Below are 25058 nucleotides of genomic sequence, written 5' to 3' on the forward strand. Positions count from 1 at the left end.
ATGAAACCATTCTTATATAAAATAGCAGAAAGATTCTATAATGAATATGGAACGGAAATAACACAATTTGCATTTGTGTTTCCGAACCGTCGTGCAGGACTGTTCTTTCAGAAATATTTGTCTGAGATAGCAGACCGCCCGTTGTTTTCTCCAACGATTCTTACGATTAACGATTTGTTCGTCAAGTTGAGCGGAAAACAATCTGCTGACAGGATAAGAATGTTGTTTACTCTGTATGATGTGTATATCGAGAAAAGCCGCTCTTCGGAAACATTCGATGAATTCCTGTATTGGGGCGAGATGTTGCTCAACGACTTTGACGATATAGACAAATATTTGGTGGACGCAAGGAAGTTATTCTCAAATGTAACGGATTTACATGAGATTGAGAAAGATTTTGATTTTTTGACTCCGGAGCAAATAGCTGCTATCCGTTCATTCTGGTCGTCTTTCTATCCTAAAGGTGATTCTCAAAATCAGAAAGAGTTTCTAGCTCTTTGGGAAATATTGTATGATTTGTATTCTGAATTAAAATCCAGACTTTCTGCTGACGGAATGGGATATGAGGGAATGATATTCCGTGAGGTCGTTGAATCTATGAAGAATGGAAATGATGTTTCTGACTTTAACTATAGGCAGATAATATTCGTAGGCTTGAATGCTCTTTCCGCTGTGGAAATAGAATTCCTGAAAGAACTGCAGAAAAGAGATATGGCTGATTTCTATTGGGATTATGAGGCTCCATATTCAACAGACCAGGATAACAAAGCTTCATTTTTTGCTTTGCACAATTTAAGACAATTCCCTTCTAAGTTCCAGATTGAAAAGGAACAGCCTGTGGAAAATCAGAAGATAAGAACTATTGGCGTTCCTTCAGGAATCGGACAGACCAAACAAGTATATCATTTGCTGAAAGAGCTTAGCGAACAGAACCTCAATGACAAAGAAGAAGCGTTGCGTACAGCAATAGTTTTGCCGGACGAAGCATTGCTTATTCCATTGCTGAATGCGATACCAGAGGAAATACGCCATATCAATGTCACAATGGGTTATCCATTGGCTGGAACACCTGTGGCTTCATTGATGGATTATATTTTGGCTTTACAGAAAAACGTCCGTTACTCGGATTCAAAGCCGATATATTATTTCAGAGATGTTCTTCCGATATTGAACCATCGTTATATTTCTATGGCCGAACCATCAGCAGCTTCGCTTTTGGTAAAAGAAATTACGGCAAATAATCGTATATATATTGCTGCCGGTGAGCTTGGCAGAACTCCATTTTTATCCCTTCTGTTTACTCCGGTAAATAATATCGAAGAGTTTTCGGAGTATTTAATAAAGGTTTTGGAAGAGTTGAATTCCCTGTTGACTATTGAAGAATCGGATGATGACGATAATTCTCCTAAACATTCCACAGAGATTGAGCAAGAATTCATTTTCCATTATTTCGCTACAATAAACAGAATGAAGGAAGTAATGAAAGAATCTGCCGTTGATATGCGCATGGAAACTTTCTTCCGCCTTGTGAAGAGAATCACGGACAGCATTACAATTCCTTTTCATGGTGAGCCGTTGTCGGGATTGCAAATTATGGGTGTTTTGGAAACTCGAGCTCTCGATTTTGACAGAATTATTCTGCTGTCAATGAATGAAGGTATTTTTCCTGTGAAGAAGACTGCTAATTCTTTTATTCCATATAATCTGAGACGTGGATTCGGTCTTCCTACGTATGAACATCAGGATAGTGTTTGGGCTTATCATTTCTACAGATTAATATATAGAGCAAAAGAAGTGACATTGTTGTATGACACTCGCAGTAATGGTTTGCAGACCGGTGAGAAAAGTCGTTTTATTCATCAGCTGCATTATCATTATAATTTGCCTGTCGAAAATGAGCTTGTTGTTTATGATGTTGTTTCGGGTGATGAATTAGTCCTGGAAATTTCGAAGAATGCTTCGGTGATTTCACTGTTGGATGAATTCAGGAAAGGTGGCAAAAGAGCAATTTCGGCAAGTGCTATCAATACATATCTTGATTGTCCGTTAAAATTCTATTTTTCTATTCTTGAGAATATACAAGATGAAGAAAAGGTTTCGGAATCAATTGAGACGAATGTTTTCGGCAGTATATTGCACAAGGTGATGGAGATTCTTTACAAACCTTTCTGTGGTAAAATGGTTACTTCGGACTTGCTGAGCTTAATCAAAAAGAATCATAAGGCGATGTCTGAAGCTATTGAAATTGCTTTCTCGGAAATATTCTTCAAGTCGGATAAAAGGCAAACTCTTATCGGGCAGAATTATCTGATAGGAGAGATGATCCGAAAATATGTAATGAAAGTTCTTGAGCATGATGATAAGCTTACTCCTTTTCAATATATAGAATCGGAAAAAAAAGTGAATACTGATTTTACTTTGTCTGATAATTCTGTCGTTCAACTGAAAGGATTCATTGACAGAATAGATGTAGTGAAAGATACTGTCAGAATTGTGGATTATAAGAGTGGAAGCGGAACTAACGCTTTCTCGTCTGTAAGTTCATTGTTTGATTCTGAAATACAAAACAGACCGAAGGCGGTGATGCAGGTATTCATGTATTCCTGGATGTATACGAAGATGAAGGACATATACAAAGGAGGCGCAATAAGTCCACAAATCTATTATATGCGAACTTTGTTTGGTGAGAAATTCAACTCTTCAGTTCTTTTTGAGCGTAAGGAAGTGAATAATTTCGGAGAATTTTCAGAAGAATTCGAACAGGAATTACGTATGTGCTTGGACAGAATATTTGACTCGTCAACAAGTTTCACTCAGACAAACGATATTAAAACTTGCTCTTATTGTTCTTTCCGTTCGATTTGTGGAAGATAATAGAAAAGGCTTCAGGCGTATTAGAACAATACGCCTAGAGCAAAACTTAATGAGTTTGCTCGTCTGTCATATGATATTACCGATGGAGCAGCACTTCCTTCTGTTTCAAAACCAAAGGTAGAATTTATTCTTGTCAACCCTAATTCATAGGTAAAGTCCAGAAACAAACGTCCTATAGTAACATCCACGCCGGCAACAAGATTCAGACAATACGGAACATTATCTTCCATAAAGAATGCCGATTGTGAATCTTTTATACCAATGTCATATTTGTTCTTGAAAAAGTACTTGAATTTTGGACCAAGCATAAAGCTAAGTCTGTATGGATTGGATTTTACAAAATCGTAACCTACAAGTATTGGAATATCAAGTGATGAAGATGTAGTGGAAATATGATTTCCGTAATACGACTGATAAATTAAATCTTCACTTCCGTCGATTGGAGATACGGGAATTGTAAAATTTAGTTCACTTTCCGAATAATACCAGCTGACTGTCGGATTAAGAAATGTTCTGCCGAAGTTAATACGCAATGATACAGCTGCAAGATATCCTACTTTATACTGTTGCTGAAAGTCTTCAATAGTTTTATCGTTTACGCTGAATTCGTGTATTATCGGGAGTTGTGAGTTGAATCCGATACGGAAACCAACATTGTATTGTTTGTCTTTTATGTACATGAATCCTTGTTTATCTTTCATCTCTTGTGAGTAAGAAATCAGAGAAACAAATGCCAGCAGCAGTGTAGTGATATACTTTTTCATAATTGCATATATTTAAGATGGAAAGTAAAGCATAAAAGGAAAGAATTACTTTTTCTTTTTCTTCACAGACCATCCAAATTTTCCTATAGAATTGCCTAACTCATAATATTTCCCATGGGAATATGCAAGCAAATTTGCTTTCTGCATATCAAATGCGCCAGTTTCAGGATCAAGATATTTGTCATCAGCAAGAACATTGACAACATCAGCAATAAACATATCATGACTTCCCAATGAAACAATTTCCTTGACTTTACATTCAATGCATAAAGGTGATTCTTCAATAATTGGAGCAGTCACAATTGAAGCTTTGCCTGGAGTAAGATTCATTTCCTCGAATTTATGATGATCTTTTCCGGAATTTACACCACACCAATCTGTTGCAAAAGCCAAGTCTTTTGTTGTAAGATTGATTACGAAATCTGAATTATTCTTGATTATGGAATATGAATGTCTTTCCGGTCTGACAGATATGTAACACATTGGAGGATTAGTGCAGATAGTGCCCACCCAAGCAACCGTAATTATATTATATTCCTCAGGAGTTCTTCCGCAACTTACCATAACTGCCGGCAGCGGATAAATCATTGTTCCGGGTTTCCAATCGTGTTTCATCTGTGTTAAAAGAATTGCATTTAGAAAAGAAGTTGTCAGACAGAAAAATACATTTTTGCCTGACAACCTGAAAATTTGTTTATTACCTATTTATTTGAGAATGATGTCTTCCTGATTGATCTTTCTTTCGCAATAATGGCATTTGATAGTACCAGCTTCTTTGTCGATAACTTCAAAGCGAGTAGGCATTGGTTCGTTGTTTGTGATACATTTAGGATTGTTACACTTAACCAAACCAACCACTTCGTCCGGCAAAGATATTGTCTTTTTCTCAACCACTTCGTAATTCTTGATAATGTTAAGATTTACATTCTGTGCAACCAAAGCAATACGGCTGATTTCTTTGTCGTCAAAGAATTTATCGGCAATTTTAATCATACCTTTACTGCCACATTTGTTACTCAATAGGTTGTTTGCAATAGTGATTGTGTTGCCATCCATTTTGTCAAGTTCAAGTAATGAAGCAACCTTAAATAAATGACATGGAGGAATATGATCTATTACAGTGCCGTTTTCGATGGCAGCCACCTGTAATGCTTTATTTTTTTGTTCTGACATAACTAACAACAGTTTAAATTTCTATACCTAAAACTTCGCAAATAATAGCCTGACGTGCAAACAAACCATTTCTAGCCTGCTGGATGTAATAAGCCTTTGGATTATCATCAACGTCATAAGCAATTTCATTGACACGAGGAAGCGGATGAAGGATACGCAAGTTTTCACGGCTTCCTTCAAGCATAGAGTTTTTAAGGATATACACATTTTTAACTCTTTCATATTCCTCAAGGTCTGTGAATCTTTCACGTTGAACACGAGTCATATAAAGAATATCAGTCTTGTTTATGATATCCTCAGTGAAGTCTGTATGTTCATAATATTTAATACCCAATCTGTCGCAGAAGTTTTTCTGTTCGTCCGGCATTTTCAGTTCTTCCGGAGCTACAAAATGGAATGTTGGGTTAAAATGAGACATACCGACAATCAGTGAATGAACAGTTCGTCCGTATTTCAGGTCACCAACCATTGTAATGGTAAGATCTTCCAGTTTACCTTGAGTCTTTCTGATTGAGTACAAATCCAACATAGTCTGAGAAGGATGCTGGTTTGCTCCGTCACCTGCGTTTATGATAGGAACATTTGTAACTTCAGATGCATATCTTGCAGCACCTTCCAAATAGTGACGCATAATGATCAAGTCGGCATAATTGCTGACCATCAAAATAGTGTCTTTAAGTGTTTCACCTTTGGAAGAACTTGTAGTGGAAGCATCCTGAAATCCTATAACTCGTCCGCCCAAACGGTTTACTGCGGTTTCAAAACTTAAACGAGTACGTGTTGACGGTTCAAAGAACAATGTTGCGGCAACCTTTCCTTCCAACAAACGGCGGTTAGGATTTTCCTCAAATTTTTTTGCATTATCCAGAATACGAAGAATGTCCTCTTTGGAACATTGGTCGATAGAAACTAAACTTTTACTTTTCATGTATATATGCTAATATATTCATTGTTAGTCTATTAATTCAGGTCGGTTGAATTTATGTAAAATATTAGTAAAAAACAACCGTTGAATAGGAGAACAATATGCTTCCCTTATGACAAAGGTAGTATTTATATTTGATATAATAATTGGATGGTTCAAGAAATCTTTGTCGTTTTTTGTAAGTGTGTGAAGCTTTTTAGGTTATTTGTAGGCTTTCCCAATTCTGTCTCCGGTAACCCAGCCGTCTCCAAACTGGCAGTTCTTGATATCCACGATATATACTCCTTTTAATCCTGATACGCCTTCATTTTGGGCTTCATCCAAGAACTGTGAAGCTAGTGAATTATAATCTGTTCCTTGAATGGCGTCAATTGCGATAACAAGAAAACCATTGTCTGTTACGATTGCTTTTTCACAAGTAAAACCTGTGATTGTTTCGATGTATTTATCCGCTCCAGAAACTTTTGCAGTTGAATTACTATTCGTACACCCGAGAATAAGAAAAGAAAGTATGATGAAAATAAAATGTTTCATAATGTGTCATTTTTTATATTTATAGTGAAACTTCTTCAATATTATAAGCCTATTAAGAATTCTAATTAATCTTTTTATCCATCTTATAATTCTCACAGATTATAAAAAGATTAATTAGAATAATAAGAAGCTATAAATACCAATGGAAGTGTAACCATTGTTGATAAAAATTTTTTCATTTGATTTATTTCTTCTCATATTAATATTATCTCCTTCTCGGTCTCATCATATTTACAACATTTAATATTTGACGGACTTCGCATAAGTTTATTTCTTTATCCGGATATGTTTTTTTATCTGGATTTAAAGAATGTATAGTGATTGTACGATTTTCTACATTGTGATCTATAATACGTTTTATTATTATTCCATCTTCATGAACAATAACGAAATCCCATTTATCAAAGTGTAACTTTGAATCTTTCCATAGGTCAATTTGAATTTCACGACACAAGACCAAATCTCCATCCAAGTAACTATCATACGAACCATCATTCATGCTATCTCCTTTTACTTCGAATACCAAATAATTCCCTTGCGGGGTGTGATCTACTGGGAATGCAACTGTAGGCAGTGTTTCCACATATTCTGCATCTGCATATCCTGATAAATAACCGGCGTATGCTTTTTGACTTACAAAAGGGAAGTTCTCAAACTCAATTATCTTTGGAATAACTTCGTTCTCTGTTATTAGAGCGTCTTTTAGCATGTTATCTGATTCTCCTAAGAGCCATTGTTCATTAAATATGTTCCCGAAAGTAGAATTTAATCTTTTCAAAAAACTTTCTGTCAGATATTTCTTATCTCCAGCAAAGGCTTTACTAATATTAACTCTGTTTGCAGACATTGATTCAGCCAAATCTTTTTTTGTATGAATAACTCCACTATTGCGAAGGTACTCGTAGGCTTCATTTAACTTTTCAACACTACACATAATCATTAAATATTTTAAATTATACTACATTTAATGTTTATACTAATTATTTGTAGTATATTTGTCACTGTAACAAGTACGAGGTGTTGCAGAAACAATTTGGTTAAACATTCCTCCGAGGAGGTTTAATATATGCACCCATGATAGCTCGTACCTATTGTGGGTGTGTTTGTTTTTATTTTTATTATGCGAGAAGAATTTAGTAAAATCATACCCAGTTGCCTAACGCATGACGAACTGTTACTTGTCATTGATTGCTTGATATATGAAGGTGTTGATAAGGAATTAGTTAAACGTGCCTTTTCAAGATTTCATAGGATAGATGACGTAATACAGACAAAAGTTCGTCAGTCAATTGAGGCTTTTGCTCGTCGGGTAGAGAGGAAAGATAATGAATAAAATCTTCCACCTCTTCTATCTTGACAGATTCGCTTAATTGTGCTACTAAATCTTCCATAAGCGAATTATTGTTTCTCTTTATAAAGCCTGTCAAAGTTTGTGTTATATAGCTTCGCGCTAATGTTTTCGCTACGTTATTCCCATTTCTTATACGATAAAACTCTTTAAACATTACAATCAAGGAGTTTGGTTGTTCATTTACGGCAAAAGCATTTAACACCTCGGGCAAATCAAGCATTTCCAATCGCAAAATTAGCTGTGTGTTCTCGTTTGAATGTTTTATTTGATTCTCCAAGAGTTCTTTTAGCTTGTATATTTCAGTCCTTGTATTCTTAATATCAATAACAGTATAAATGTTCCATCCCAATATTATCGTTACCAATAATGATAATATTCCAACTATCACACCTTGGTAATCGAAAGTCAAATCCGGACTGCGCCAAACCGAAACACATACTGCTATTACCCCAAGAACCAATGCAGCACTGCTAATCCATATTGAAAACTCTTTCTTCATATCTACATAAATTAATAATTCAACGAGCAATTGTTAAACAAATAAAATATACTATATTTTATTAGTATATATGTTGGTATACTAATTTTATGTAGTATATTTGCATTGTCAACGATTGATAACGTGACAACACAAAGATAACAAATCAATCCAGTATAACAATTAAAAAAACACGATTATGACAAACGAAGATTACATGAACGAAGAATTAGCTCTTCTTGACGCTATGACAGAAGAAGAGGCTTGCAGAGAGTATAATGTAGACTTCAAAGAAGAAGCCAGACAGTACATAATCGAATATTGGCAGTACATAGCATAAAGGTAATAACATATAAACACACACACGATTATGAATACAAATTTCAGACATAAGGTTTTCTGTATGGCTTACGAAATGATGAAGGCTACAGGCAAGACTTTCGCAGTATGCCTTTCAAGGTCATGGGCTTTATACAGACTTACAAAGCAGATGCACAAAGGTATAGTGGCTTTTGCTTATGAAAAGGCAGATGGTTCGCTTCGCAAGGCAAAAGGTACGTTGAAAGACATTCAGAACTTAATCAAGGGTACAGGCACAGATAATTACAAGACTGTCAGATATTTTGATATTGAAGCAAAAGGCTTTAGGTCATTTAAGGTAGAAAACTTTATCACTGCCTACTGATATAACAACCAGCCCGTCCGGTCTCGATACCGGGTACAATCCGTAGAAGGTATGGCGGGCACAAAATGCACACTTAACCGCAATATAGCGGCCGTGAGATACAGAACATAAGCAGATCCGTTGACTTGTCCGGTGAGTGCGGTTCTTTCGATTGCAAAGGTCCAAGAAAGAGAGGTGACGCTATGTGCGTTTAAACAGGCTTTAAGTAGCACGGCCACAATCATAGCCCGTCCGGTCAAGATTCCGGGTACAACCATAGACGGTTGGCGGGCACAATATCTAAATGACACAACAATGAAAAGAGTTGGATTTTCAAGCGTCACACAGTCAGTACTGTTTGTGGCTGCAGTTCTGTTTGCATGCCTTACGCTGGTAGGCATGTTCTTCAATCCCATTCATATAGCGACGTTCGCGATGTCACTTGTTTTGGCAATAGCCATATATAAGGAAAAGGATTGGTGAAAAATTCATGCTTACCTTTTTTGAAAAAGGTGCCGAGCTTTTCCGGAAAAGGTAGGCATGAATCTGGAAACAACTCGGCAAGGTGTATAACTGTAAAAAACATGGCGTATGAAAACTAAAGAAGAACTGGAAAGAATGACTAAAGAAGAGCTTGTCTCAATGGTCGAAGAACTTCAGGAAAGCAAGGATATGTGGTTCAACCAGTCACAAAAGTTGACTAAAAGGCTTGAAGCCGTTAAAGGAATCGTAAAATCAATGGTGGTATTTATAGACTGACCATATGGCTAAGCACCGGTACTGGGTTCGATTCCCGGTTCCGGCACATTAAAAATGAAATACTATGGCAACAATAAGAGAAACTATTTTAGGTGTAAGACCGGGAATGCCAAAGGCTATTCCCTTGTCTGAGGTGTCGGATGTGGCTGGCTACCGCACGGAAGCTGGTCGCATCAACAATGAGCTAAGGGCAAAAGGCGTGAAAACGAAAGATGCCCGTCCTCCATATACTATTTCCAAGAATGCTAAGATAGGGTATATGTATATTTTAAATAATATGGAGTAATATAATTCGGGTATGGAACTGGATATTTGGCAATTACAGAACATAATAAAGGCTGCGGCAAAAGAAGCTGTAAGCGAGTATGCCATATCGAAAGACCCTGTAATAGACGAGGTGACGGAAACCCAGGCTATCCGGTTGGGATTTGGCAGAAGATGGTTGGCTAACCAGTGCGCCATAGGTGCATTGACATGGAGAAGGGCAGGAGTACACAAAAACAGCCCGAAGGTATATTCCTTAAAGAAATTGAAGGAACTAAAAGATGGGATAAATCCTTTATTGAAAAATCTTTTGTGAAATATAAATATATGTAGTTATGTCACTGATTAAGAAATCAACGGAATTAATAATTCCTACAAATGTAAAGATGATGCTTTACGGGCAGGCCGGATTCGGTAAAAGTACTGTTGCGCTGAGTGCTCCGGCTCCTTTGTTATTGGACTTTGATAATGGCGTTAAGCGTATTAATGAATCGCACCTACAAGGCGTGGATATTGTACAGGTATCCTCATGGGAAGATATGAAAACTCTTATGTCTGAAAATCTATCAGCCTATCAATCCATTGTAGTAGATACGATTGGCAAGATGATGGACTTTATCATTACTTACAAATGTGGGACACGTCAGCCTTCTATCCGTGATTGGAGTGGTATCAATCAGGAGTTTTCTTGGTTTGTTCACTGTCTGTCCGACTTGAATAAGAATATCATCTTCGTAGCCCACCGTGATACACGCAAAGAAGGAGATGATACAGTGTTTGTTCCGGCACTGCGGGAAAAGTCTTACAATTCAATCGTTACAGAATTGGATTTGTTAGGATATATGGAAATGCGCAACGAGAGTGGACGGGTAAAAAGAACTATAACTTTCGATCCGACCAACCGTAATGATGGCAAGAACACATGCAACCTGCCTTCTGTAATGGAAGTTCCTACTATTTTGGATAAACAAGGAAAGCCGACTGCAAAGAACGATTTCATTTCTTCAAAAATCATTGCTCCATATCTCAATATGCTGCAAATAAAGAAAGCTGAGCAAGAAGCGTACAATAAGGTGATTGCAGAAATACAAGAGTGTTTGGAGTTGGTAGCGGATGCTACTTCTGCAAATGATTTTATTGCTCATATCGATGATTTCAAGCACGTAGGCAGTTCAAAGATGAAGGCTTCTATTATGCTTGCAAACAAAGCGAAAGAGTTGGGACTAGTTTTTGATAAGACAACAAAAACGTATTCAGATGCAGCAGCCTAATTTCAAGTTTTATGCCACGCTCTTGGATAGTTTTACAAACTATCTCAAGAGCGATGTATATTACGATAAATACTATGCTTGGTCAGATAATCTAGAATATACTTCAGAGGAATATCAAAAGAAATGTTTCAATGAATTGATAGACAGGATTAACCGTGTACCGTTTGACAGCGAAGCTGCTGATAAGGGAACTGCATTCAATGAGGTTATAGACTGTATGATAGAAAACAGAAAATCAGATATTGTAAAAGTTGAAAGATTGTTTTCTGATACGGCAGATGGAAGACAGACTGTGACAGGGCTGAGAACCACATACAACAACCGCCAGTTCGATTTCCCTGTTTCTCTTTGCCGGGAGTTTGCCGAATATTACAAAGGAGCTTTGACACAACAGCGTGTAGAAGCAATTTTACCAACGTGTTTCGGCAATGTCCTGTTATATGGATACATAGATGAATTGTTGCCTATGTCTGTCCATGACATAAAGACTACCGGAAGTTATTATGTAGGTAAGTTCAAAGACCACTGGCAGCATATAGTCTATCCATATTGCCTCATGCAGAACGGCAGTGATGTGAGAATGTTTGAATATAATATCACAGATTTCAGGAATACTTATACTGAGACATACACTTTTGTGCCTGAACGGGATATACCAATCCTTGCAAATCATTGTGAGGATTTTATCCGGTTCTTGAATGACAACAGGGATTTGATAACTGAGAAGAAGATTTTTGGAGGTTTATGAGCCTTTTCAATTTGAAAAATGAATATGACATACCGAAATTCAAAGCATATGTAAACAAGCTTTTCAAGGAGCGTGCGGTTGTGGAAGTCAAAAAGAAACAACCTAACCGGACGCTTGCGCAGAACAGCTATTTGCATCTGCTTTTAGGGTATTTCGGCAGTGAATACGGTTGCAGCCTTGATGAAGCTAAAATTGACTTCTATAAAAGGACTTGCAACCGTGATTTGTTTGAACGGAAGACGGTCAACAAAAAAGGCAAGGAAGTAACCTATTTGAGAAGCTCTGCCGAGCTGACAACAGGTGAAATGACTTTGAGTATTGACCGTTTCCGCAACTGGAGCGCATCTGTAGCCGGAATCTATTTGCCGGCAGCTAACGAACAGCAGATGCTGGTTTTTGCACAACAAGAAATAGAACGTAATAAAGAGTTTATATAATGCATAATTGGTTTATATGTAAGGTATCATATGAAAAGATACTGGAAAACGGAATGCAAAAGAAAGTGACAGAGCCTTATTTGGTAGATGCTTTGTCTTTTACAGAAGCAGAAAGTCGTATAATTGAAGAAATACAACCTTTTATAACTGGCGAGTTCACAGTGTCGGCTGTAGGACGGGCAAAGCTTTCGGAAATATTCTTCAATGATAATGGAGACCGATACTACAAGATAAAGGTATATTTTATCACACTTGACGAGAAATCGGGTATTGAAAAAAAGAAATCTGTTCAAATGCTTGCCCAGGCTTCATCATTGAAAGATGCAATAACAGTACTGGAAAAAGGAATGAAAGGAACTTTGTCAGATTATACCATCGCCTCTGTTACTGAGACACAGATAATGGATGTCTTTCCATTTGAAGCTAATGATGTTAAAACAGAAAACAAAGAAAGCGAGGTGAAAAATGACTGAAAACGAATATATACCAGACTGGAAAGTGTGGGAATAAAAGTAATCGCTGACGTAATAATAGAATCATAAAAGTGTTTATTTCCCTTTGCCGTCCGTGAGGATACGCAAAGGTTATCTGGTATCGTGGCGGAATAGGAAGACGCTATAAGTCGGATGGGTAGAGAAACATAGCAAAGTGTTATTCCACACCTAAAAGGAAGGGAGTTTCTCATGCAGGTTCGAATCCTGCCGGTACCACAAACTAAAAATATGAATTATGCCATACTACATCAAGAAACCTAAAAAGAAGAAAGAAAAGCCTTTGCCTCTATTCGACAAAGCAGGTATCAAGGTGAAGAAGAAGCCGGATTTAGTAGCTAAACTCGACAAAGTTTTCAGCCGCTATATCCGGCTTCGCGATTGTATGCCCAACGGATGTTTCCGTTGTATCTCATGTGGGCAAATAAAGCCATTTGAACAGGCAGATTGTGGACACTACCATTCGCGCCGTCATATGGCAACTCGTTTCGATGAGGACAATGCTCATGCTGAATGCAGGGCTTGTAACCGTTTCAGCGCCGACCATCTGATACGATATGAAATAAATTTGAAAGCGAAAATCGGTCTGATGCGCTTCGATAAATTGTCGTGGAAAGCTGCTCAGTCAAAGAAGTGGACAGATTTTGAATTAATAGAGCTTACCAAATATTACAAGGCTTTGGGAGATAAGTTAAGTAAGGAGAAAGGCCTATGACTTACATTCTTCGTGATTATCAGCAAAAAGCCAGTGATGCCGCAGTCAGTTTCTTTGCAAATAAGTCAAAGAAGTCGAATGCCATCATGGTGCTGCCCACCGGGGCAGGAAAGAGCCTGGTGATAGCTGACATAGCCAGCCGTCTTGAAGGCCACACACTGGTATTCCAGCCCTCAAAGGAAATATTGGAGCAAAACTATCTGAAACTATGCTCATATGGCATTATGGACTGTTCCATATATTCCGCATCATTCGGCCGGAAAGAGATTTCCAGAATAACATTTGCTACAATTGGAAGTGTTATTAACCATCCCGAACTATTTCAGCATTTCAGGAATATTATCATAGACGAGTGTCATCTGGTGAACCCCAAGGAAGGAATGTACAAGGATTTCCTTTCAATGCTTAAATGCAAGGTACTTGGGTTGACAGCTACACCATACCGTCTTTCTTCAAGCCGTGATTTCGGCAGTATGCTGAAGTTTATCACACGCACCCGTCCCTGTGTCTTTTCTGAGGTCATTTACCAGGTTCAGATTTCCACACTTTTGGATATGGGGTATCTTTCCAAATTGAACTATTATTCAATGAATCCTATCGGGTGGAATGAATTGAACCTGAAAGTAAATACAACCGGAGCCGACTATACAGACAAATCCGTTGTCAAGGAGTATGAACGTATCGACTTCTATGGCTTTCTTGTAAGCATAGTCCAGCGTCTTATGAAGCCCAAGGTAGGGGGTAAGCGTAAGGGCATACTGGTGTTTACAAGATTTCTGAAAGAAGCTGAGAGGCTTACATATTCAATTCCCGGTACGGCAATAGTAAGTGGCGAGACTCCAAAATCCACACGTGAAATGATACTTCGGCAGTTTAAATCGGGAGAGATACCAGTCGTTGCAAACGTAGGGGTGCTAACCACAGGTTTTGATTACCCGGAGCTAGATACGATAGTAATGGCAAGACCAACGATGTCTTTGGCTTTGTGGTATCAGATTGTAGGCCGTGCCATCCGTCCGCATCCAAGCAAGGAATCCGGATGGATTGTTGATTTGTGTGGTAATGTGAAACGCTTCGGCGAGGTTAAAGACCTGCGCCTGGTGGATGGAGGCAACGGCAAATGGGCAGTGTATTCAAACAACAGACAATTGACAAACGTAAGATTCTGACATATGGATATTTTAAATATAGTCCGTCAGTTGCAGAATAAACGGCGGAAAGATAAAATAACGCCGGACCATGTGCCGGAAACAGAACTTATGAACACTATAAGCAGCGAAGCCAAAAAAGAGCTTAACAGCTTGTATGTAGAGGGGAAGATTGGGGTTTGTAAGACGCTTAACGGAAAGGCAGTATTTATCAGGGAATAACATGGAAAAAGGATTTATCAAACTATCGAGGAGTTTCTTCAACAACAAGATGTGGCAGGCCGCCCGGAAGTTTAGTGAATGCGAAGCGTGGCTCGACTTGATACAGTCGGCACGATTTGAGGCTTCACCGACAACGTCGCTTATCGGGAGTTGTGAAGTGACTTGGAATAGAGGACAATATCCTGCATCTATACGATTCCTTTCCAAAAAATGGGGACAAAGCGAAAGCTGGGTCAGAAAATGCCTTTCTAATTTTAAAAAGGAAGGCATGATCACCATCGAGAACACGCAAGGCGTAAGCGTCATCACGCTTGTGAATTTCGATAAATACAACACGCCTCCCGACACACCTTTCAACACACCTTCTGACACACCTAATATTTTAAACAACAATCAGTTGGAGCAACTTATAACACAGGTGGCAACACAGGTAGTAACACAGGCTATGAAAAGCCAACACACCTCCGACACAAATAATAAGAAAGAAGAAGAATATAATAATAACTATTCTTTACGAAGTTCTAACGAACTTCTTTGTGGGACTTCGCAGCCCCACGAGGAAAAAATAGACTACCGGAACCTCGTTTCTTTTTTCAATGACACCACCAAAGGGGTGTTTGGTAATATCCGATACCCGCTTTCAGACAAGCGGAAAGGAATGATCAACGCCCGTATAAAAGAGCATGGCAAAAGGGCATTTGTTGAGATGATCCAAAAGGCTTATGAAAGCGATTTCCTCAAAGGGCAAAACTCGAGGAATTTCACGGCCTCATTTGACTGGCTAATAAAACCAACAAATTTTGAAAAAGTAATCTCAGGTAATTATGACAACAAAAATAGCAGAACTTCTGCCTCTGGAAATGATGGAAACGAGGACTTCATGCGGAATATCGCTGAGGGAATCGCCAGGGGCAATTACGAAAAGCAACAACGGGGAGATGTCGGTTAGCATCTATTCCGGCAAGGCTGCCATGCCAAAAGAAGTAGCTGTTGGTATGAAACGCCTAAAGGTAGCATTTCCCAAAATGGGTGATGAGTTCTTCAACATTCTGGCCGAACGTGTGGTTGACAATGGATTTTCGTCAGAGAGATTGAAACATGCCATAAACCATGTACTTGACAATTTCCAGTACAAGGAATTGAATATCTCTGATATTATCCGTTTTGACAAACGTGTCAGGCTGTATTCTTACAACGAAGTCTGCGTGCTGGTCTCAAAAGGACAGGCTTCGTTCAACGATTTCGAGAAGAAAGAAATTAACGGTAATATCTATCGCATATTGAAAACAGATTTGATTTAAAGATACAGAACATGAAATACTTTCACTATTTGACACCATTTGAGGCAAACGAAGCGTTGCAACTTCCAAACCACATACTGAAACGGGAGTTTCTTCCGCCTAGAGAATGCGCCCATCCGGACCCTCTGGACAGACCTTTCGGCTGTCCGTTCATTTTCAGATATGTCCTGAAAGGTTATGACATCAGAGAGAAATGTAAAAAATGCACCTGTGGAAAAATGAAAGAAACATGAAAACAATCATTGAAATCACCAAAAGGAAATGCAGCGACAAAGTTCAGCCACACATAAAGGAAGGCAACATCTACACAGTCATAACTAAGGGCAAAACAAATTCCGGTGCTGATGTTATAGTTGTATCCTCCGGCAAGAAGGAATATCAGATCAATAGCGAAAGGTTTTCCTGGAAAGAGATTTCCACCAACGAAGCCCTGATGAAAATCAAAACAAAATCCGACAGTGGCAAACTTCAAACAATGAAGAGTGAACTTACTGAACACGAACGGATGAAACTCGCATTCGGCCCCTTTGTTATCAATCAGCTTATATGGCGACAAGTGGAGAATGTCTCCGATTTGGCAGGGAAATATAAAAAGCCAATGCTAAAAGAGTTGTCTAAGAATATCCATAAGCTGCGGATAATGTACGACAACGAAGCTCGAAGTCTGCTGCCATTGAAAGATTACGTCTCAATCTGTTCAAATTCCAAAGCATTCTACAACGAAAACATCAACGACTTCCAGATTCTATACTACTCTGTAGAACGTCAGTTCATGAGACTTCATCCGGATTATCCATACAGTGACATGCGCTCACACGCTTTGTCTGCAATGGCACTTATCCAATGTGCTGACGATTACAACCGCAGTTTGGACTTGATTCTAAGAGCGAAAACAAATGAGAAAATGCCGTTTATACGTTCAGCCAAAATGCATCAGCTCTACTTCCTGCTTGAAGGTATTGCCGGCGATACCGGAGATTTTGATTTTGGAGAGACAAACGTAGTGTTGTCAAAGAAGGTACTGATGAATAAGATTAATGGAATTGAGTTTAATTTGGTATGAAAGCATTCAAGGAAGCAATAAAAAGTTATTTGGATAAAAGGGCAAATGAAGATCCTTTGTTTGCTGAAAGTTATGAGAAAAAATCCAAAAATCTGGACGGATGTGTGAACTACATTTTGAGTGAAGTCCAGAAGATAGCAAGAAAAGGCTGTGCTGCAATGACCGATGATGAAGTATTCAGCCTTGCAGTTCACTATTATGATGAAGATGCTGCTAAAGCAGACAAACCGGTTAATGCAAGAGTTGTAATATCCGGAGAATATGCTCCATTACAGGAAACGGCACAATCTGCACAAACAGACAAAGTCAAGAATGTGGCAAAACGTAAGGCTGTAAAGAACAATACTTCAGACAAAAGGCAGTTATCCCTCTTTGGCTTTTGAGCGTTATGAAAAAGATAAATATCAGCAATGAAGTGCTGAAAATGTGCAAGCACCTCAAACCGCTTACGATTGAGCAACTACAGTATGCCCGGCAGATTTTCCCAAAAGAAGGCTTCTATAAGAAGAACGGTGAAGTATGGTGCCAGTGTTGCGGACATATTGAAAGGCAGTTGCCCGGTTCTCTTGAAATTGATATTGAGACAGGTTACCAATGTTCCTGTGGCGAGAATCTGAAACTGGCATATGAGCGCAAAAAGACATTCAATTCTGAAAGCAAATACTACAGCATTGTCCAAACATACAAAGGATGGCAGGTAATAAGAACATTCGATGTAGTCAGAACCAACAGGAAGTATGTTTATACAGACTATATGGTTCATGAAGTTTACCAGAACTGGATTTCTCCTGAAGGCAAGGAAGTGATATTAGGCAAAGCCTATTCACGCAGTCCGTATCATTTTAGCTGGAAATATGATTCTGAATTCAAGGTCAGACAACATAACTCATCAGCGAACGGATACTATGCTTTTGATGATGTGTTTGACATAAGAGGTAATGAATTTTTCCCAAGGTTCAATATAACAAAGAAACTCCGGAAATACGGATGGTGTAAATCTATCGAGAAACTTCCTTACGTGTCTATGGCAGACTGCATGAAGATGCTGCTTACTTCCAACCATGCAGAAACAGCCGTCAAGCAATCCCAGTTTGATGTGTTCCTTTGGATGGTCAGAAACAACAGAAGCGAACTGGAATATATGCCGCAGTTGAATATTTGCCACCGTAACAAGTATATAATAACCGATGCTTCTATATATTTCGATATGCTCTCCTCTCTTCAAGAAGTCGGTAAAGACATCAGGAATCCAAAATATATATGTCCGATGGATATTTATAAAGCGCATGACATTGCCGTTGCCGCATCGTCGAAACTCCGGAGGAAAAAGGAGAAAGAGCAACAAACGCTTCAGGCGGCAAAAGACAACAAGAAATATATCGAGGACAAGCAGAAATTCTTCGGTATTGTCATTACTGATGGTGAGCTGTCAATAGAAGTGCTTAAGAGTGTCCAGGAGTTCATCGACGAAGGCAACACAATGCACCATTGCGTTTTCGAGAACGAATATTACAAAAAGAAAGACAGTCTTATCCTTTCTGCAAAGGTTGACGGAATAAGAAAGGAAACAATAGAAGTCAGTCTTAAAACATTCTCCGTGGTCCAGTCACGAGCCGCATTCAATAAGAACAGTGAGTATCATAACAGGATTGTGGAGTTGGTTAATAGGAATATGAATGTTATACGGAGGTGTGTATGGAAAAGCTGAAAGTATATTACGGATGGGCAAGGCTTGGGAATGTTCGTAAAAAACGGGCTCTATCCATAATGTTTGAGAACGATAAATTGGGCTGTAGAAGCGACCGGGGACAAAGATGTCTTAGGACAATGCAGGAAACAGTTATTGAAAGGTATCAGACGGAGGAAGAAGAAAAGGAAGGAAAACTGCAGAACCGGATATTTACTGAGTATAATCTGTTCCTTGATGAGAAACCAATAAACGGAAGTCTTGAAAGATGCCTATTCATTAATAGCGAAGCGGATAAAAATCATGTATCTAAAGCTATGCGTGATAAGATTGCTGAAGCATTAAGGAAAGCATTCATGCTTGCGAATTCCGGTTATAAAGAACCGTGTGGACAACTTGAATTGAAATTTGAATGATTATGACAAATGAAGATATTGAAAAAGCAGCTATACAAGCTATTAGAGATAATTATGAATGCCAATTATGTACTCTAAAATATGATTGTGCTAAATGGGTGTACATCAAATATTTAATACCTAACTTAGAGGATTAATTATGTCTAAAGAAAATAGAATATTTCAGTAATCCACATAAAGGTTCAGGGCATAACAAATAAAAAGAATGGAGAGTAGGGCTTGAACCTGTATCTCCACAAAAATGGTATTTTTTCCAGTTAAACTACTCTATTTTTTACTCAGCTCAAGTTGGAAAAGCCCTAAATTGAGCTTAAAGCCTATTTTGTTTTTAACTATTGTCGGCTTTTTATTCTGAGATTTTCTGAAAAACTTTGATATTCGTTCTGAAATAAGCCGACAAAAATCTGTCAGTTTATCTTTCATACTAAAAATATTTAAAAGTTAGACAATAGTTTAAAGTAACAAGGATTTGAACCATTAATGTTAAAACATTCCATTAGTTACCAAGTACAAATATAAACTATATTTTAAACAATTTCAATCAAACAACCATGGGCGAGTCTAATCGCTCACGATATCAAAGATGTCGAGAACAGGGCATGGAAGTATCCTCAAAAGTGTATTAATCAAAGGGTATTGATACATGCCAGTAAAGTCAAAGGAAATGGATGGATGTTAAATAAAGAGCAAGGATTAAAACTTCAAATGACCCCGTCCAATCTTAGAAGTACATTTTACAAAGATTTACTTTTTGGCGCCATAATTGGCAGTGTAGTTATTGCCGACTGCGTACAGAATCATCCGTCAGTCTGGGCGGAGAAAGGGTGTTGGAACTGGGTGCTGAAGGATGCCGTGATGTTTGACAAACTGATTGAAGGAGTGGAAGGTGAATTGGTATTTTGGGAATATAATAATTTAGAAATTACATGATTAATGACTATTTTTGGCCCCAAATTTATTATTATGGAAAAAGATGATGAAATGATTCCGATTGACTTGCATCTAAATGATTTTAAACAATATTTGGATGTTAATAGTAGATGTATATTTTCTGCGAAATTTGGAAATGGGAAAAGTTATTTTATCAATCAGTTTATGAAAAAATATTCTGATGAATACTTATTTATTCCTATTTATCCAGTTAATTATCAGGTAATGGATAATAAAGATATATTTGAATTGATTAAAAGAGATATATTAATTAGATTATTGTCGAATGGTTTAGTTGATATTGAAACAATTGATTTTAATCCTTTCTTTTTGTGTTATTTTTATTTTATAAATAATAAAGCTGACACTATCGCTGATATTTTGGAGTTAATTCCTAATGTAAATTTATATGGAGTCGATATAAATATTGGTGATGTAATCAAAAAAGTAAAAGGCATAAAGAAAAAATATAATAAATGGAAACAAGATATTACGAAAACACAGCAAGAATCTACGGATGATTATATAGATCATTTTACTAAGCTAAAAGGGTCAATTTATGAATTTGATGCTATATCTCAACTAATATGTGACATTATCAAAAACTATAAACAAAATTACCTCAAAAAGAAAGTTGTTTTAATTATTGAGGACTTGGATAGAATTGATCCAGCTCATATTTTTAGGATTTTAAATGTATTCTCAGCCCATTTTGATAGATATAATGTTTCGACTTTGAGAGCAGACTTAACTGGAGATGATAATAAATTCTGTTTGGATAAGATAATCTCAGTTTGCGACATTGATAACATAAGAAATATATATCATCATGTATATGGTGAGAAAACTGATTTTGTTGGATATATAAGTAAGTTCTCGAATAGTAAAGCTTTTAAGTATTCATTACAAGATGACTTAAAGGATTATATAGTTAACAAATTGCTTGATAATGAATTACAGGAGTATAAAAAAGTGTGTAATTATTTGGCAGAACAAATCATCGGTTCAATGGATAAAGCTAATTCTACAGAAAGAAATATACGAATTATAAAGGAAAGAATTATTAGGGCTAAGTCATTGATTAAAAGAACTGAATTTTATTTAGAGCCTCCACTTAATAAACTGTATATTAAAACAGATTCTGTCTTCGTATATTTTCTGGCATTATTGAGATGCTTTGATATAGATTTTACTACAATAATTCATAAGTATGGCATTAAAGCTGAAATGATACTTATGGTAGAGAAATATTGGCTATTAATTAGAAAATTTGCTAAAGATATATTCTTGGATTTAAACGAAAATAGAATTAATGTTTCCTATTTGGTTGAACAATATATGGGAATTTTAGATTGGGTAAGTGGATATTCATTTGATTTGGGTTTAAGTGATAATGAGGTGATTGATTTGAATATGAAATATTTTGATGTTGACAATAACCCATTAGTTCCAAAGATGTATTCTTATATTAATGATATTGTTATATTTCTAAATGAGAAGGCTTTAATATGATTTGAACAGTAGCTTACAAGTACATAATCTAAAAAATAATATGTTGAAAACTTACTGACATCCTTTGTCATTGCTTTGTAGATACCCGGTAACTGCTTTTGTGGAAGTTATCGGGTATTATTATTTATAGAGTGTAATAATTGATACAATAAGCGATGCTAAAGCTATTATGATGCTAAAAATAAGAAGCCATGTGTTTTTCTTATATTCTTTTCGTTGAAGTTTCAGCATTTGATATTGCTCCCGTATAAACTTACGTGTATCTTTTTCATCCATTATTTTAGTGAAATCAGATGGCATATTTGAATATTCACTAAACAATGTGTTAGAGTCATTATGTTTTTTCATAAAATACCTTTTCTGACAAAAGTACACAATGTTAATTCAATAACAATATGAGCTTAAACGAATTAAGAGATAAAGCCTACCAGTGCGCAGTACTCCACGGCTGGCACGGAGAAGACCTGAGTAATGAACATTTTCTTTGCCTGGTGATATCTGAACTGATGGAAGCTGTGGAAGCGGATAGGAAAGGACAACGGGCAGAGAAAGATAAATTTTACAGAGAATTTGAATTTGTAGTAACAGCTCAAAGACTTTCTGGTTATGATTATGACAGAACTTTTGTTGTTATGTTCGACAGATACATAAAAGATACGATAGAAGATGAACTTGCCGATGCTTGCATACGTATTTTTGATTTAGCAGGACTTCGTAACTGCAATTTATCTTATATAGACAGTCTAATTTACTTAGGCAAAGTAACATTCACTGAATTTTGCTATTTGTTTTGTTCCTTTATTTCCAACCCAGATAAAAGCTCTAAGGATTGGCTGGAAAGACATTTAAATTATTCTTTGGGATGGATATTTTCATTCTGCAAAAGGAACAATATAAATATCCTCTGGCACATCGAACAAAAAATGAAGTACAATGAACTCCGTCCATACAAACATTATGGAAAGAAATATTAAATAAAGAAAGGGAACCAGCCCATACGATAAAGCCAATTCCCCTCCACACGACTATGTTCACAAATGTACATATAATTTTAAAATAATCGTGTTATGGTGAAAGAATTTTCTTCTATAATGGAATTGAAAGCCATCCGTGAACAGAAATCAAGGTTATCAGAACGAGAACAGGAACTTGCTTCCCCAATGTTAAAAGACTATTCTCTTATAGCGGAAGTGTACACTTGGTTCAAGGAAATACTGTCGGAACAAGCTTGTCCCCCTAATTTGGAGAGCGTTACTCAGCGGAAAAAATTCCTTTTTATCATATTATTCCTTTTTGCACCAAGCGTATTAGCTGGTGGTCGTCTACCAAATGGTATCCGGTCAGAGATAGCTAGTGTATTTCCGGATGTATCACCGTGTGTAATATCTAATAATATTACTGATGTTTCCTTTATCTACCAGCAGTATAAGGATTTCCGTCAGGATATTGAGTATATTTATTCTCAGGTTTTAGAAAGGTTGAGGGTGAAAGGTGTGATAAAGTAAAAAGAATGGAAATATGATATGAACCCCAAAAGGACACAAAACTTTTGGGGTTCATATCAATTTTTATCACATCCTCTTTTGACAATGTTATAAAATGAATATGTTGTTATTTATCATCCTTCTTCTCTTGATTTATTTTATCAGATGATGCTGCAGATATAGCCTTTTCTAATTGCTTCGTAACACTCTCTGATACCTTTTCTGATATACGAGTGGAAATTTCATCAACTTGCTCTTTTGTTAATAGAGTCCCTTCCATTTTCGTTTGAGAGAACAAACTACTAATCATTGTATTATACATAATAAGATCCTTTCTCACTTAAAATAGTTACTAAAAAATGAAGCATTTAATTCTGGCTTAAAATAGTGTTTGCGATTTATCCACACAAAGCCATCACCTTTAGATATAACTGCTACATCAACAGGGCCACCCACTGTTTCTTCCCCAGGCTGCATTCTTCGAACAAGCGATGTAAGAGAAATGAAACTTTCTGCCATATTCGCCATATCTTCTTTATCTAAAGATACCACGGTATTTAACAATGGATTGGTGTATGTCTCACGCATTTCTCTATTTATTTGAGATGTAATATCTCTAATTATAGATTTCAAATCCAGCCCTTTAACTGCATCCGACATAATTGCCGTAGATGGATTAGTATCAAGTATTTTTGTAATAGCACTAGAAAAAGAAGTTATAGATTTATCAATTACATTATAAATAATATCTTGGAAAGTAGGATTTATGCCTCGTATTATTGTTTGCGTAACATCTATCTGAGCAAATGGGATTATTATTGCTCCAGGACCGTGTTCTGTAATTTGTGCAATATTACTATCATCCCAATAGTATTTCAAATGGTTATCCATACCCAAAGAAACATTGATTGGATATAAAGAGGGGTATATTTCATTTTCACCATAACCTACAAACACTAAACCCGTATAAAATGGTTGGGAAAATTTAGCTGCCATGTAATAGAAAAATGATTCCATTAGAAGTTCTTTATTGCTAACATCAATGACACTATTAGCATAATCATTTATTGATGAAGAAGCATAATTCTTAAAATCATTATAAGAATATGATTCAAACTCAGGACATTTATCTGATTTAAGATTGGTGTTCAAACAACTACTCAGTTTTTCTTCCATTAAATCTTTGGTAATCTCATTTTTGTTAATATTTTTATCTTTTGATATTTCGTTGCGACAAATATTTAAGAATGAGTCCAATAGATAAATCATAAACTTTTGTTGTGTTCGTTCATCACAAAAGAATTTACGTATATGCAAATATTCGATAAAATTATTAACATAATCTTTCAAGCTAGGAAAACTTTTGTCTTTTAATTGTTTGCGATATTCCTTTATGATAATATCCCATGGCACTCCCATAAAAGCAGCGTTATTATATGTCATCACTGCTACTGGATGGTACTTAGACAGCGTAAATATCTTATTTGCGCTATTTATCACCTTATGAGTATTACCCATAGTTACAGCACTATCAGCAGCAATTGCTACTGCATGTTTATTTAATACCCCAACGATTGCTGTCATTTTCTTGTTTACTTTTTGAATGGTTACAAATATAGAAAAAAGATTGATGTTTATGAATTAAAGGCTTACTTTTCATCGAAAATATCGTTTTTTATTCTTTTTATCAGGTTTAATGCAATGCTTTCGTATTCTCAATGAATACAAATAGATGATAAATGTTTTTGTAGGTTAGTTCATAGATCTACAAAGGATTTATTTACAGTCTTGCCATTAGCCACTTACTTTGCAACTTCCAACAGTTACCCATATCTACATAAGCTACA

36 protein-coding genes and 1 tRNA gene are annotated in these 25058 nt (G+C 36.7%); 26 read left to right on the top strand and 11 right to left on the bottom strand.

The window, feature by feature from the left end:
* Entirely contained in the window at positions 1–2874 is a 2874-nt protein-coding gene (locus tag ACYIAR_RS16070; RefSeq protein ID WP_480331141.1) for a PD-(D/E)XK nuclease family protein, read from the top strand.
* 20 nt (positions 2875–2894) lie between these two features.
* Here ACYIAR_RS16070 and ACYIAR_RS16075 read toward each other — a convergent pair whose 3' ends face one another.
* The 7 genes from ACYIAR_RS16075 to ACYIAR_RS16105 all read right to left on the bottom strand — a co-directional run bounded on the left by ACYIAR_RS16075 (position 2895) and on the right by ACYIAR_RS16105 (position 8120).
* Positions 2895–3638 carry a porin family protein gene (locus tag ACYIAR_RS16075; protein WP_480331143.1) on the bottom strand — a complete coding sequence of 248 codons (744 nt, stop codon included), beginning with the start codon at positions 3636–3638 and terminating at the stop codon, positions 2895–2897.
* 45 nt (positions 3639–3683) lie between these two features.
* On the bottom strand, positions 3684–4253 hold the full coding sequence (locus ACYIAR_RS16080) for a flavin reductase family protein (protein ID WP_480331145.1): 570 nt from the start codon (positions 4251–4253) through the stop codon (positions 3684–3686).
* A 90-nt stretch (positions 4254–4343) separates the two neighbouring features.
* Positions 4344–4811 carry an aspartate carbamoyltransferase regulatory subunit gene (locus ACYIAR_RS16085; RefSeq protein ID WP_480331147.1) on the bottom strand — a complete coding sequence of 156 codons (468 nt, stop codon included), beginning with the start codon at positions 4809–4811 and terminating at the stop codon, positions 4344–4346.
* A gap of 13 nt (positions 4812–4824) precedes the next feature.
* On the bottom strand, positions 4825–5739 hold the full coding sequence (gene pyrB, locus ACYIAR_RS16090; protein WP_480331149.1) for an aspartate carbamoyltransferase: 915 nt from the start codon (positions 5737–5739) through the stop codon (positions 4825–4827).
* 198 nt (positions 5740–5937) lie between these two features.
* The gene (locus ACYIAR_RS16095; RefSeq protein WP_480331151.1) at positions 5938–6270 is read right to left on the bottom strand and encodes a hypothetical protein; all 333 of its coding nucleotides are present in this window, start codon (positions 6268–6270) and stop codon (positions 5938–5940) included.
* Positions 6271–6475: 205 nt separating this feature from the next.
* Positions 6476–7204 carry a S24 family peptidase gene (locus ACYIAR_RS16100; protein ID WP_480331153.1) on the bottom strand — a complete coding sequence of 243 codons (729 nt, stop codon included), beginning with the start codon at positions 7202–7204 and terminating at the stop codon, positions 6476–6478.
* A 289-nt stretch (positions 7205–7493) separates the two neighbouring features.
* Positions 7494–8120, bottom strand: coding sequence for a hypothetical protein (locus ACYIAR_RS16105; RefSeq protein WP_480331155.1), 627 nt, complete (start codon positions 8118–8120; stop codon positions 7494–7496).
* A 196-nt stretch (positions 8121–8316) separates the two neighbouring features.
* Between ACYIAR_RS16105 and ACYIAR_RS16110 the strand changes: the two genes are divergently transcribed.
* The 21 genes from ACYIAR_RS16110 to ACYIAR_RS16210 all read left to right on the top strand — a co-directional run bounded on the left by ACYIAR_RS16110 (position 8317) and on the right by ACYIAR_RS16210 (position 19285).
* Positions 8317–8439 carry a hypothetical protein gene (locus ACYIAR_RS16110; RefSeq protein WP_480331157.1) on the top strand — a complete coding sequence of 41 codons (123 nt, stop codon included), beginning with the start codon at positions 8317–8319 and terminating at the stop codon, positions 8437–8439.
* A gap of 30 nt (positions 8440–8469) precedes the next feature.
* Positions 8470–8784, top strand: a complete 315-nt coding sequence (locus ACYIAR_RS16115; RefSeq protein WP_480331159.1) for an SH3 beta-barrel fold-containing protein — start codon at positions 8470–8472, stop codon at positions 8782–8784.
* A 294-nt stretch (positions 8785–9078) separates the two neighbouring features.
* The gene (locus tag ACYIAR_RS16120) at positions 9079–9246 is read left to right on the top strand and encodes a hypothetical protein (RefSeq protein ID WP_480331161.1); all 168 of its coding nucleotides are present in this window, start codon (positions 9079–9081) and stop codon (positions 9244–9246) included.
* 108 nt (positions 9247–9354) lie between these two features.
* Entirely contained in the window at positions 9355–9522 is a 168-nt protein-coding gene (locus ACYIAR_RS16125) for a hypothetical protein (protein WP_480331162.1), read from the top strand.
* Positions 9523–9586: 64 nt separating this feature from the next.
* A complete protein-coding gene (locus ACYIAR_RS16130) occupies positions 9587–9808 on the top strand; it encodes a hypothetical protein (RefSeq protein ID WP_480331164.1) in 222 nt (73 codons plus the stop codon).
* A gap of 12 nt (positions 9809–9820) precedes the next feature.
* The gene (locus ACYIAR_RS16135; RefSeq protein ID WP_480331166.1) at positions 9821–10102 is read left to right on the top strand and encodes a hypothetical protein; all 282 of its coding nucleotides are present in this window, start codon (positions 9821–9823) and stop codon (positions 10100–10102) included.
* Positions 10103–10121: 19 nt separating this feature from the next.
* A complete protein-coding gene (locus tag ACYIAR_RS16140) occupies positions 10122–11057 on the top strand; it encodes an ATP-binding protein (protein WP_480331168.1) in 936 nt (311 codons plus the stop codon).
* Positions 11044–11805 carry an HNH endonuclease gene (locus tag ACYIAR_RS16145; RefSeq protein ID WP_480331170.1) on the top strand — a complete coding sequence of 254 codons (762 nt, stop codon included), beginning with the start codon at positions 11044–11046 and terminating at the stop codon, positions 11803–11805. Before ACYIAR_RS16140 ends, ACYIAR_RS16145 begins: the two co-directional genes overlap by 14 nt.
* Positions 11802–12242 carry a hypothetical protein gene (locus ACYIAR_RS16150; RefSeq protein WP_480331172.1) on the top strand — a complete coding sequence of 147 codons (441 nt, stop codon included), beginning with the start codon at positions 11802–11804 and terminating at the stop codon, positions 12240–12242. The genes ACYIAR_RS16145 and ACYIAR_RS16150 overlap by 4 nt, the downstream gene beginning before the upstream one ends.
* Positions 12242–12715: a DUF4494 domain-containing protein gene (locus ACYIAR_RS16155; RefSeq protein WP_480331174.1), complete on the top strand. Its 474-nt coding sequence runs from the start codon at positions 12242–12244 to the stop codon at positions 12713–12715. The genes ACYIAR_RS16150 and ACYIAR_RS16155 overlap by 1 nt, the downstream gene beginning before the upstream one ends.
* A 117-nt stretch (positions 12716–12832) precedes the next feature.
* A tRNA-OTHER gene (locus tag ACYIAR_RS16160) sits at positions 12833–12952 on the top strand.
* A gap of 19 nt (positions 12953–12971) precedes the next feature.
* Positions 12972–13448 carry a recombination protein NinG gene (locus ACYIAR_RS16165; protein ID WP_480331176.1) on the top strand — a complete coding sequence of 159 codons (477 nt, stop codon included), beginning with the start codon at positions 12972–12974 and terminating at the stop codon, positions 13446–13448.
* Positions 13445–14617, top strand: coding sequence for a DEAD/DEAH box helicase (locus ACYIAR_RS16170; protein WP_480331177.1), 1173 nt, complete (start codon positions 13445–13447; stop codon positions 14615–14617). Before ACYIAR_RS16165 ends, ACYIAR_RS16170 begins: the two co-directional genes overlap by 4 nt.
* 3 nt (positions 14618–14620) lie before the next feature.
* A complete protein-coding gene (locus ACYIAR_RS16175) occupies positions 14621–14818 on the top strand; it encodes a hypothetical protein (RefSeq protein WP_480331179.1) in 198 nt (65 codons plus the stop codon).
* A gap of 1 nt (position 14819) precedes the next feature.
* On the top strand, positions 14820–15767 hold the full coding sequence (locus ACYIAR_RS16180; protein WP_480331181.1) for a hypothetical protein: 948 nt from the start codon (positions 14820–14822) through the stop codon (positions 15765–15767).
* Complete coding sequence (locus ACYIAR_RS16185; protein ID WP_480331183.1) at positions 15757–16119, top strand: hypothetical protein; 363 nt, start codon at positions 15757–15759, stop codon at positions 16117–16119. Before ACYIAR_RS16180 ends, ACYIAR_RS16185 begins: the two co-directional genes overlap by 11 nt.
* Positions 16120–16130: 11 nt before the next feature.
* On the top strand, positions 16131–16352 hold the full coding sequence (locus tag ACYIAR_RS16190; protein ID WP_480331185.1) for a hypothetical protein: 222 nt from the start codon (positions 16131–16133) through the stop codon (positions 16350–16352).
* The gene (locus tag ACYIAR_RS16195) at positions 16349–17182 is read left to right on the top strand and encodes a hypothetical protein (RefSeq protein WP_480331187.1); all 834 of its coding nucleotides are present in this window, start codon (positions 16349–16351) and stop codon (positions 17180–17182) included. Before ACYIAR_RS16190 ends, ACYIAR_RS16195 begins: the two co-directional genes overlap by 4 nt.
* Positions 17179–17565 carry a PcfK-like family protein gene (locus tag ACYIAR_RS16200; protein ID WP_480331189.1) on the top strand — a complete coding sequence of 129 codons (387 nt, stop codon included), beginning with the start codon at positions 17179–17181 and terminating at the stop codon, positions 17563–17565. Before ACYIAR_RS16195 ends, ACYIAR_RS16200 begins: the two co-directional genes overlap by 4 nt.
* 5 nt (positions 17566–17570) lie before the next feature.
* The gene (locus tag ACYIAR_RS16205) at positions 17571–18890 is read left to right on the top strand and encodes a PcfJ domain-containing protein (RefSeq protein WP_480331191.1); all 1320 of its coding nucleotides are present in this window, start codon (positions 17571–17573) and stop codon (positions 18888–18890) included.
* Positions 18878–19285 carry a hypothetical protein gene (locus ACYIAR_RS16210; RefSeq protein WP_480331193.1) on the top strand — a complete coding sequence of 136 codons (408 nt, stop codon included), beginning with the start codon at positions 18878–18880 and terminating at the stop codon, positions 19283–19285. The genes ACYIAR_RS16205 and ACYIAR_RS16210 overlap by 13 nt, the downstream gene beginning before the upstream one ends.
* A gap of 267 nt (positions 19286–19552) precedes the next feature.
* Here the strand turns inward: ACYIAR_RS16210 and ACYIAR_RS16215 are convergent, their stop codons facing one another.
* Positions 19553–19708, bottom strand: coding sequence for a hypothetical protein (locus ACYIAR_RS16215; protein ID WP_480331195.1), 156 nt, complete (start codon positions 19706–19708; stop codon positions 19553–19555).
* 282 nt (positions 19709–19990) lie between these two features.
* Here ACYIAR_RS16215 and ACYIAR_RS16220 point away from each other — a divergent pair, with 282 nt between their 5' ends.
* Positions 19991–20215: a hypothetical protein gene (locus tag ACYIAR_RS16220; RefSeq protein WP_480331196.1), complete on the top strand. Its 225-nt coding sequence runs from the start codon at positions 19991–19993 to the stop codon at positions 20213–20215.
* 33 nt (positions 20216–20248) lie between these two features.
* Entirely contained in the window at positions 20249–21727 is a 1479-nt protein-coding gene (locus ACYIAR_RS16225) for a hypothetical protein (protein ID WP_480331198.1), read from the top strand.
* Between the two features lie 120 nt (positions 21728–21847).
* Here ACYIAR_RS16225 and ACYIAR_RS16230 read toward each other — a convergent pair whose 3' ends face one another.
* The gene (locus ACYIAR_RS16230; protein WP_480331200.1) at positions 21848–22075 is read right to left on the bottom strand and encodes a hypothetical protein; all 228 of its coding nucleotides are present in this window, start codon (positions 22073–22075) and stop codon (positions 21848–21850) included.
* Positions 22076–22122: 47 nt separating this feature from the next.
* Between ACYIAR_RS16230 and ACYIAR_RS16235 the strand changes: the two genes are divergently transcribed.
* Both ACYIAR_RS16235 and ACYIAR_RS16240 read left to right on the top strand, forming a co-directional pair.
* A complete protein-coding gene (locus ACYIAR_RS16235; RefSeq protein WP_480331202.1) occupies positions 22123–22701 on the top strand; it encodes a nucleoside triphosphate pyrophosphohydrolase family protein in 579 nt (192 codons plus the stop codon).
* A 93-nt stretch (positions 22702–22794) separates the two neighbouring features.
* Entirely contained in the window at positions 22795–23232 is a 438-nt protein-coding gene (locus ACYIAR_RS16240) for a hypothetical protein (RefSeq protein ID WP_480331204.1), read from the top strand.
* Between the two features lie 106 nt (positions 23233–23338).
* On the opposite strand, the gene ACYIAR_RS16245 is transcribed toward ACYIAR_RS16240, so the two are convergent.
* Together ACYIAR_RS16245 and ACYIAR_RS16250 are read right to left on the bottom strand one after the other, a co-directional pair.
* The gene (locus ACYIAR_RS16245; protein WP_480331206.1) at positions 23339–23533 is read right to left on the bottom strand and encodes a hypothetical protein; all 195 of its coding nucleotides are present in this window, start codon (positions 23531–23533) and stop codon (positions 23339–23341) included.
* A gap of 14 nt (positions 23534–23547) precedes the next feature.
* Positions 23548–24795, bottom strand: coding sequence for a hypothetical protein (locus ACYIAR_RS16250; protein WP_480331208.1), 1248 nt, complete (start codon positions 24793–24795; stop codon positions 23548–23550).
* Positions 24796–25058: the final 263 nt, after the last annotated feature.

The sequence above is a fragment of the Parabacteroides sp. KHUB-01 genome, from assembly GCF_056640935.1.

Bases quoted from the DNA above. Each gene is read 5' to 3' on its own strand.
- ACYIAR_RS16225 (WP_480331198.1), top strand. From the start codon at position 20,249: ATGGAAAAAGATGATGAAATGATTCCGATTGACTTGCATCTAAATGAT.
- ACYIAR_RS16100 (WP_480331153.1), bottom strand. From the start codon at position 7,204: ATGTGTAGTGTTGAAAAGTTAAATGAAGCCTACGAGTACCTTCGCAAT.
- ACYIAR_RS16125 (WP_480331162.1), top strand. From the start codon at position 9,355: ATGAAAACTAAAGAAGAACTGGAAAGAATGACTAAAGAAGAGCTTGTC.
- ACYIAR_RS16195 (WP_480331187.1), top strand. From the start codon at position 16,349: ATGAAAACAATCATTGAAATCACCAAAAGGAAATGCAGCGACAAAGTT.
- ACYIAR_RS16085 (WP_480331147.1), bottom strand. From the start codon at position 4,811: ATGTCAGAACAAAAAAATAAAGCATTACAGGTGGCTGCCATCGAAAAC.
- ACYIAR_RS16110 (WP_480331157.1), top strand. From the start codon at position 8,317: ATGAACGAAGAATTAGCTCTTCTTGACGCTATGACAGAAGAAGAGGCT.
- ACYIAR_RS16165 (WP_480331176.1), top strand. From the start codon at position 12,972: ATGCCATACTACATCAAGAAACCTAAAAAGAAGAAAGAAAAGCCTTTG.
- ACYIAR_RS16145 (WP_480331170.1), top strand. From the start codon at position 11,044: ATGCAGCAGCCTAATTTCAAGTTTTATGCCACGCTCTTGGATAGTTTT.
- ACYIAR_RS16210 (WP_480331193.1), top strand. From the start codon at position 18,878: ATGGAAAAGCTGAAAGTATATTACGGATGGGCAAGGCTTGGGAATGTT.
- ACYIAR_RS16215 (WP_480331195.1), bottom strand. From the start codon at position 19,708: ATGAAAGATAAACTGACAGATTTTTGTCGGCTTATTTCAGAACGAATA.
- ACYIAR_RS16080 (WP_480331145.1), bottom strand. From the start codon at position 4,253: ATGAAACACGATTGGAAACCCGGAACAATGATTTATCCGCTGCCGGCA.
- ACYIAR_RS16230 (WP_480331200.1), bottom strand. From the start codon at position 22,075: ATGAAAAAACATAATGACTCTAACACATTGTTTAGTGAATATTCAAAT.
- ACYIAR_RS16200 (WP_480331189.1), top strand. From the start codon at position 17,179: ATGAAAGCATTCAAGGAAGCAATAAAAAGTTATTTGGATAAAAGGGCA.
- ACYIAR_RS16250 (WP_480331208.1), bottom strand. From the start codon at position 24,795: ATGACAGCAATCGTTGGGGTATTAAATAAACATGCAGTAGCAATTGCT.
- ACYIAR_RS16075 (WP_480331143.1), bottom strand. From the start codon at position 3,638: ATGAAAAAGTATATCACTACACTGCTGCTGGCATTTGTTTCTCTGATT.
- ACYIAR_RS16135 (WP_480331166.1), top strand. From the start codon at position 9,821: ATGGAACTGGATATTTGGCAATTACAGAACATAATAAAGGCTGCGGCA.
- ACYIAR_RS16155 (WP_480331174.1), top strand. From the start codon at position 12,242: ATGCATAATTGGTTTATATGTAAGGTATCATATGAAAAGATACTGGAA.
- ACYIAR_RS16105 (WP_480331155.1), bottom strand. From the start codon at position 8,120: ATGAAGAAAGAGTTTTCAATATGGATTAGCAGTGCTGCATTGGTTCTT.
- ACYIAR_RS16070 (WP_480331141.1), top strand. From the start codon at position 1: ATGAAACCATTCTTATATAAAATAGCAGAAAGATTCTATAATGAATAT.
- ACYIAR_RS16115 (WP_480331159.1), top strand. From the start codon at position 8,470: ATGAATACAAATTTCAGACATAAGGTTTTCTGTATGGCTTACGAAATG.
- ACYIAR_RS16185 (WP_480331183.1), top strand. From the start codon at position 15,757: ATGTCGGTTAGCATCTATTCCGGCAAGGCTGCCATGCCAAAAGAAGTA.
- ACYIAR_RS16120 (WP_480331161.1), top strand. From the start codon at position 9,079: ATGAAAAGAGTTGGATTTTCAAGCGTCACACAGTCAGTACTGTTTGTG.
- pyrB (WP_480331149.1), bottom strand. From the start codon at position 5,739: ATGAAAAGTAAAAGTTTAGTTTCTATCGACCAATGTTCCAAAGAGGAC.
- ACYIAR_RS16175 (WP_480331179.1), top strand. From the start codon at position 14,621: ATGGATATTTTAAATATAGTCCGTCAGTTGCAGAATAAACGGCGGAAA.
- ACYIAR_RS16190 (WP_480331185.1), top strand. From the start codon at position 16,131: ATGAAATACTTTCACTATTTGACACCATTTGAGGCAAACGAAGCGTTG.
- ACYIAR_RS16180 (WP_480331181.1), top strand. From the start codon at position 14,820: ATGGAAAAAGGATTTATCAAACTATCGAGGAGTTTCTTCAACAACAAG.
- ACYIAR_RS16205 (WP_480331191.1), top strand. From the start codon at position 17,571: ATGAAAAAGATAAATATCAGCAATGAAGTGCTGAAAATGTGCAAGCAC.
- ACYIAR_RS16245 (WP_480331206.1), bottom strand. From the start codon at position 23,533: ATGTATAATACAATGATTAGTAGTTTGTTCTCTCAAACGAAAATGGAA.
- ACYIAR_RS16170 (WP_480331177.1), top strand. From the start codon at position 13,445: ATGACTTACATTCTTCGTGATTATCAGCAAAAAGCCAGTGATGCCGCA.
- ACYIAR_RS16220 (WP_480331196.1), top strand. From the start codon at position 19,991: ATGACCCCGTCCAATCTTAGAAGTACATTTTACAAAGATTTACTTTTT.
- ACYIAR_RS16240 (WP_480331204.1), top strand. From the start codon at position 22,795: ATGGTGAAAGAATTTTCTTCTATAATGGAATTGAAAGCCATCCGTGAA.
- ACYIAR_RS16235 (WP_480331202.1), top strand. From the start codon at position 22,123: ATGAGCTTAAACGAATTAAGAGATAAAGCCTACCAGTGCGCAGTACTC.
- ACYIAR_RS16095 (WP_480331151.1), bottom strand. From the start codon at position 6,270: ATGAAACATTTTATTTTCATCATACTTTCTTTTCTTATTCTCGGGTGT.
- ACYIAR_RS16140 (WP_480331168.1), top strand. From the start codon at position 10,122: ATGTCACTGATTAAGAAATCAACGGAATTAATAATTCCTACAAATGTA.
- ACYIAR_RS16150 (WP_480331172.1), top strand. From the start codon at position 11,802: ATGAGCCTTTTCAATTTGAAAAATGAATATGACATACCGAAATTCAAA.
- ACYIAR_RS16130 (WP_480331164.1), top strand. From the start codon at position 9,587: ATGGCAACAATAAGAGAAACTATTTTAGGTGTAAGACCGGGAATGCCA.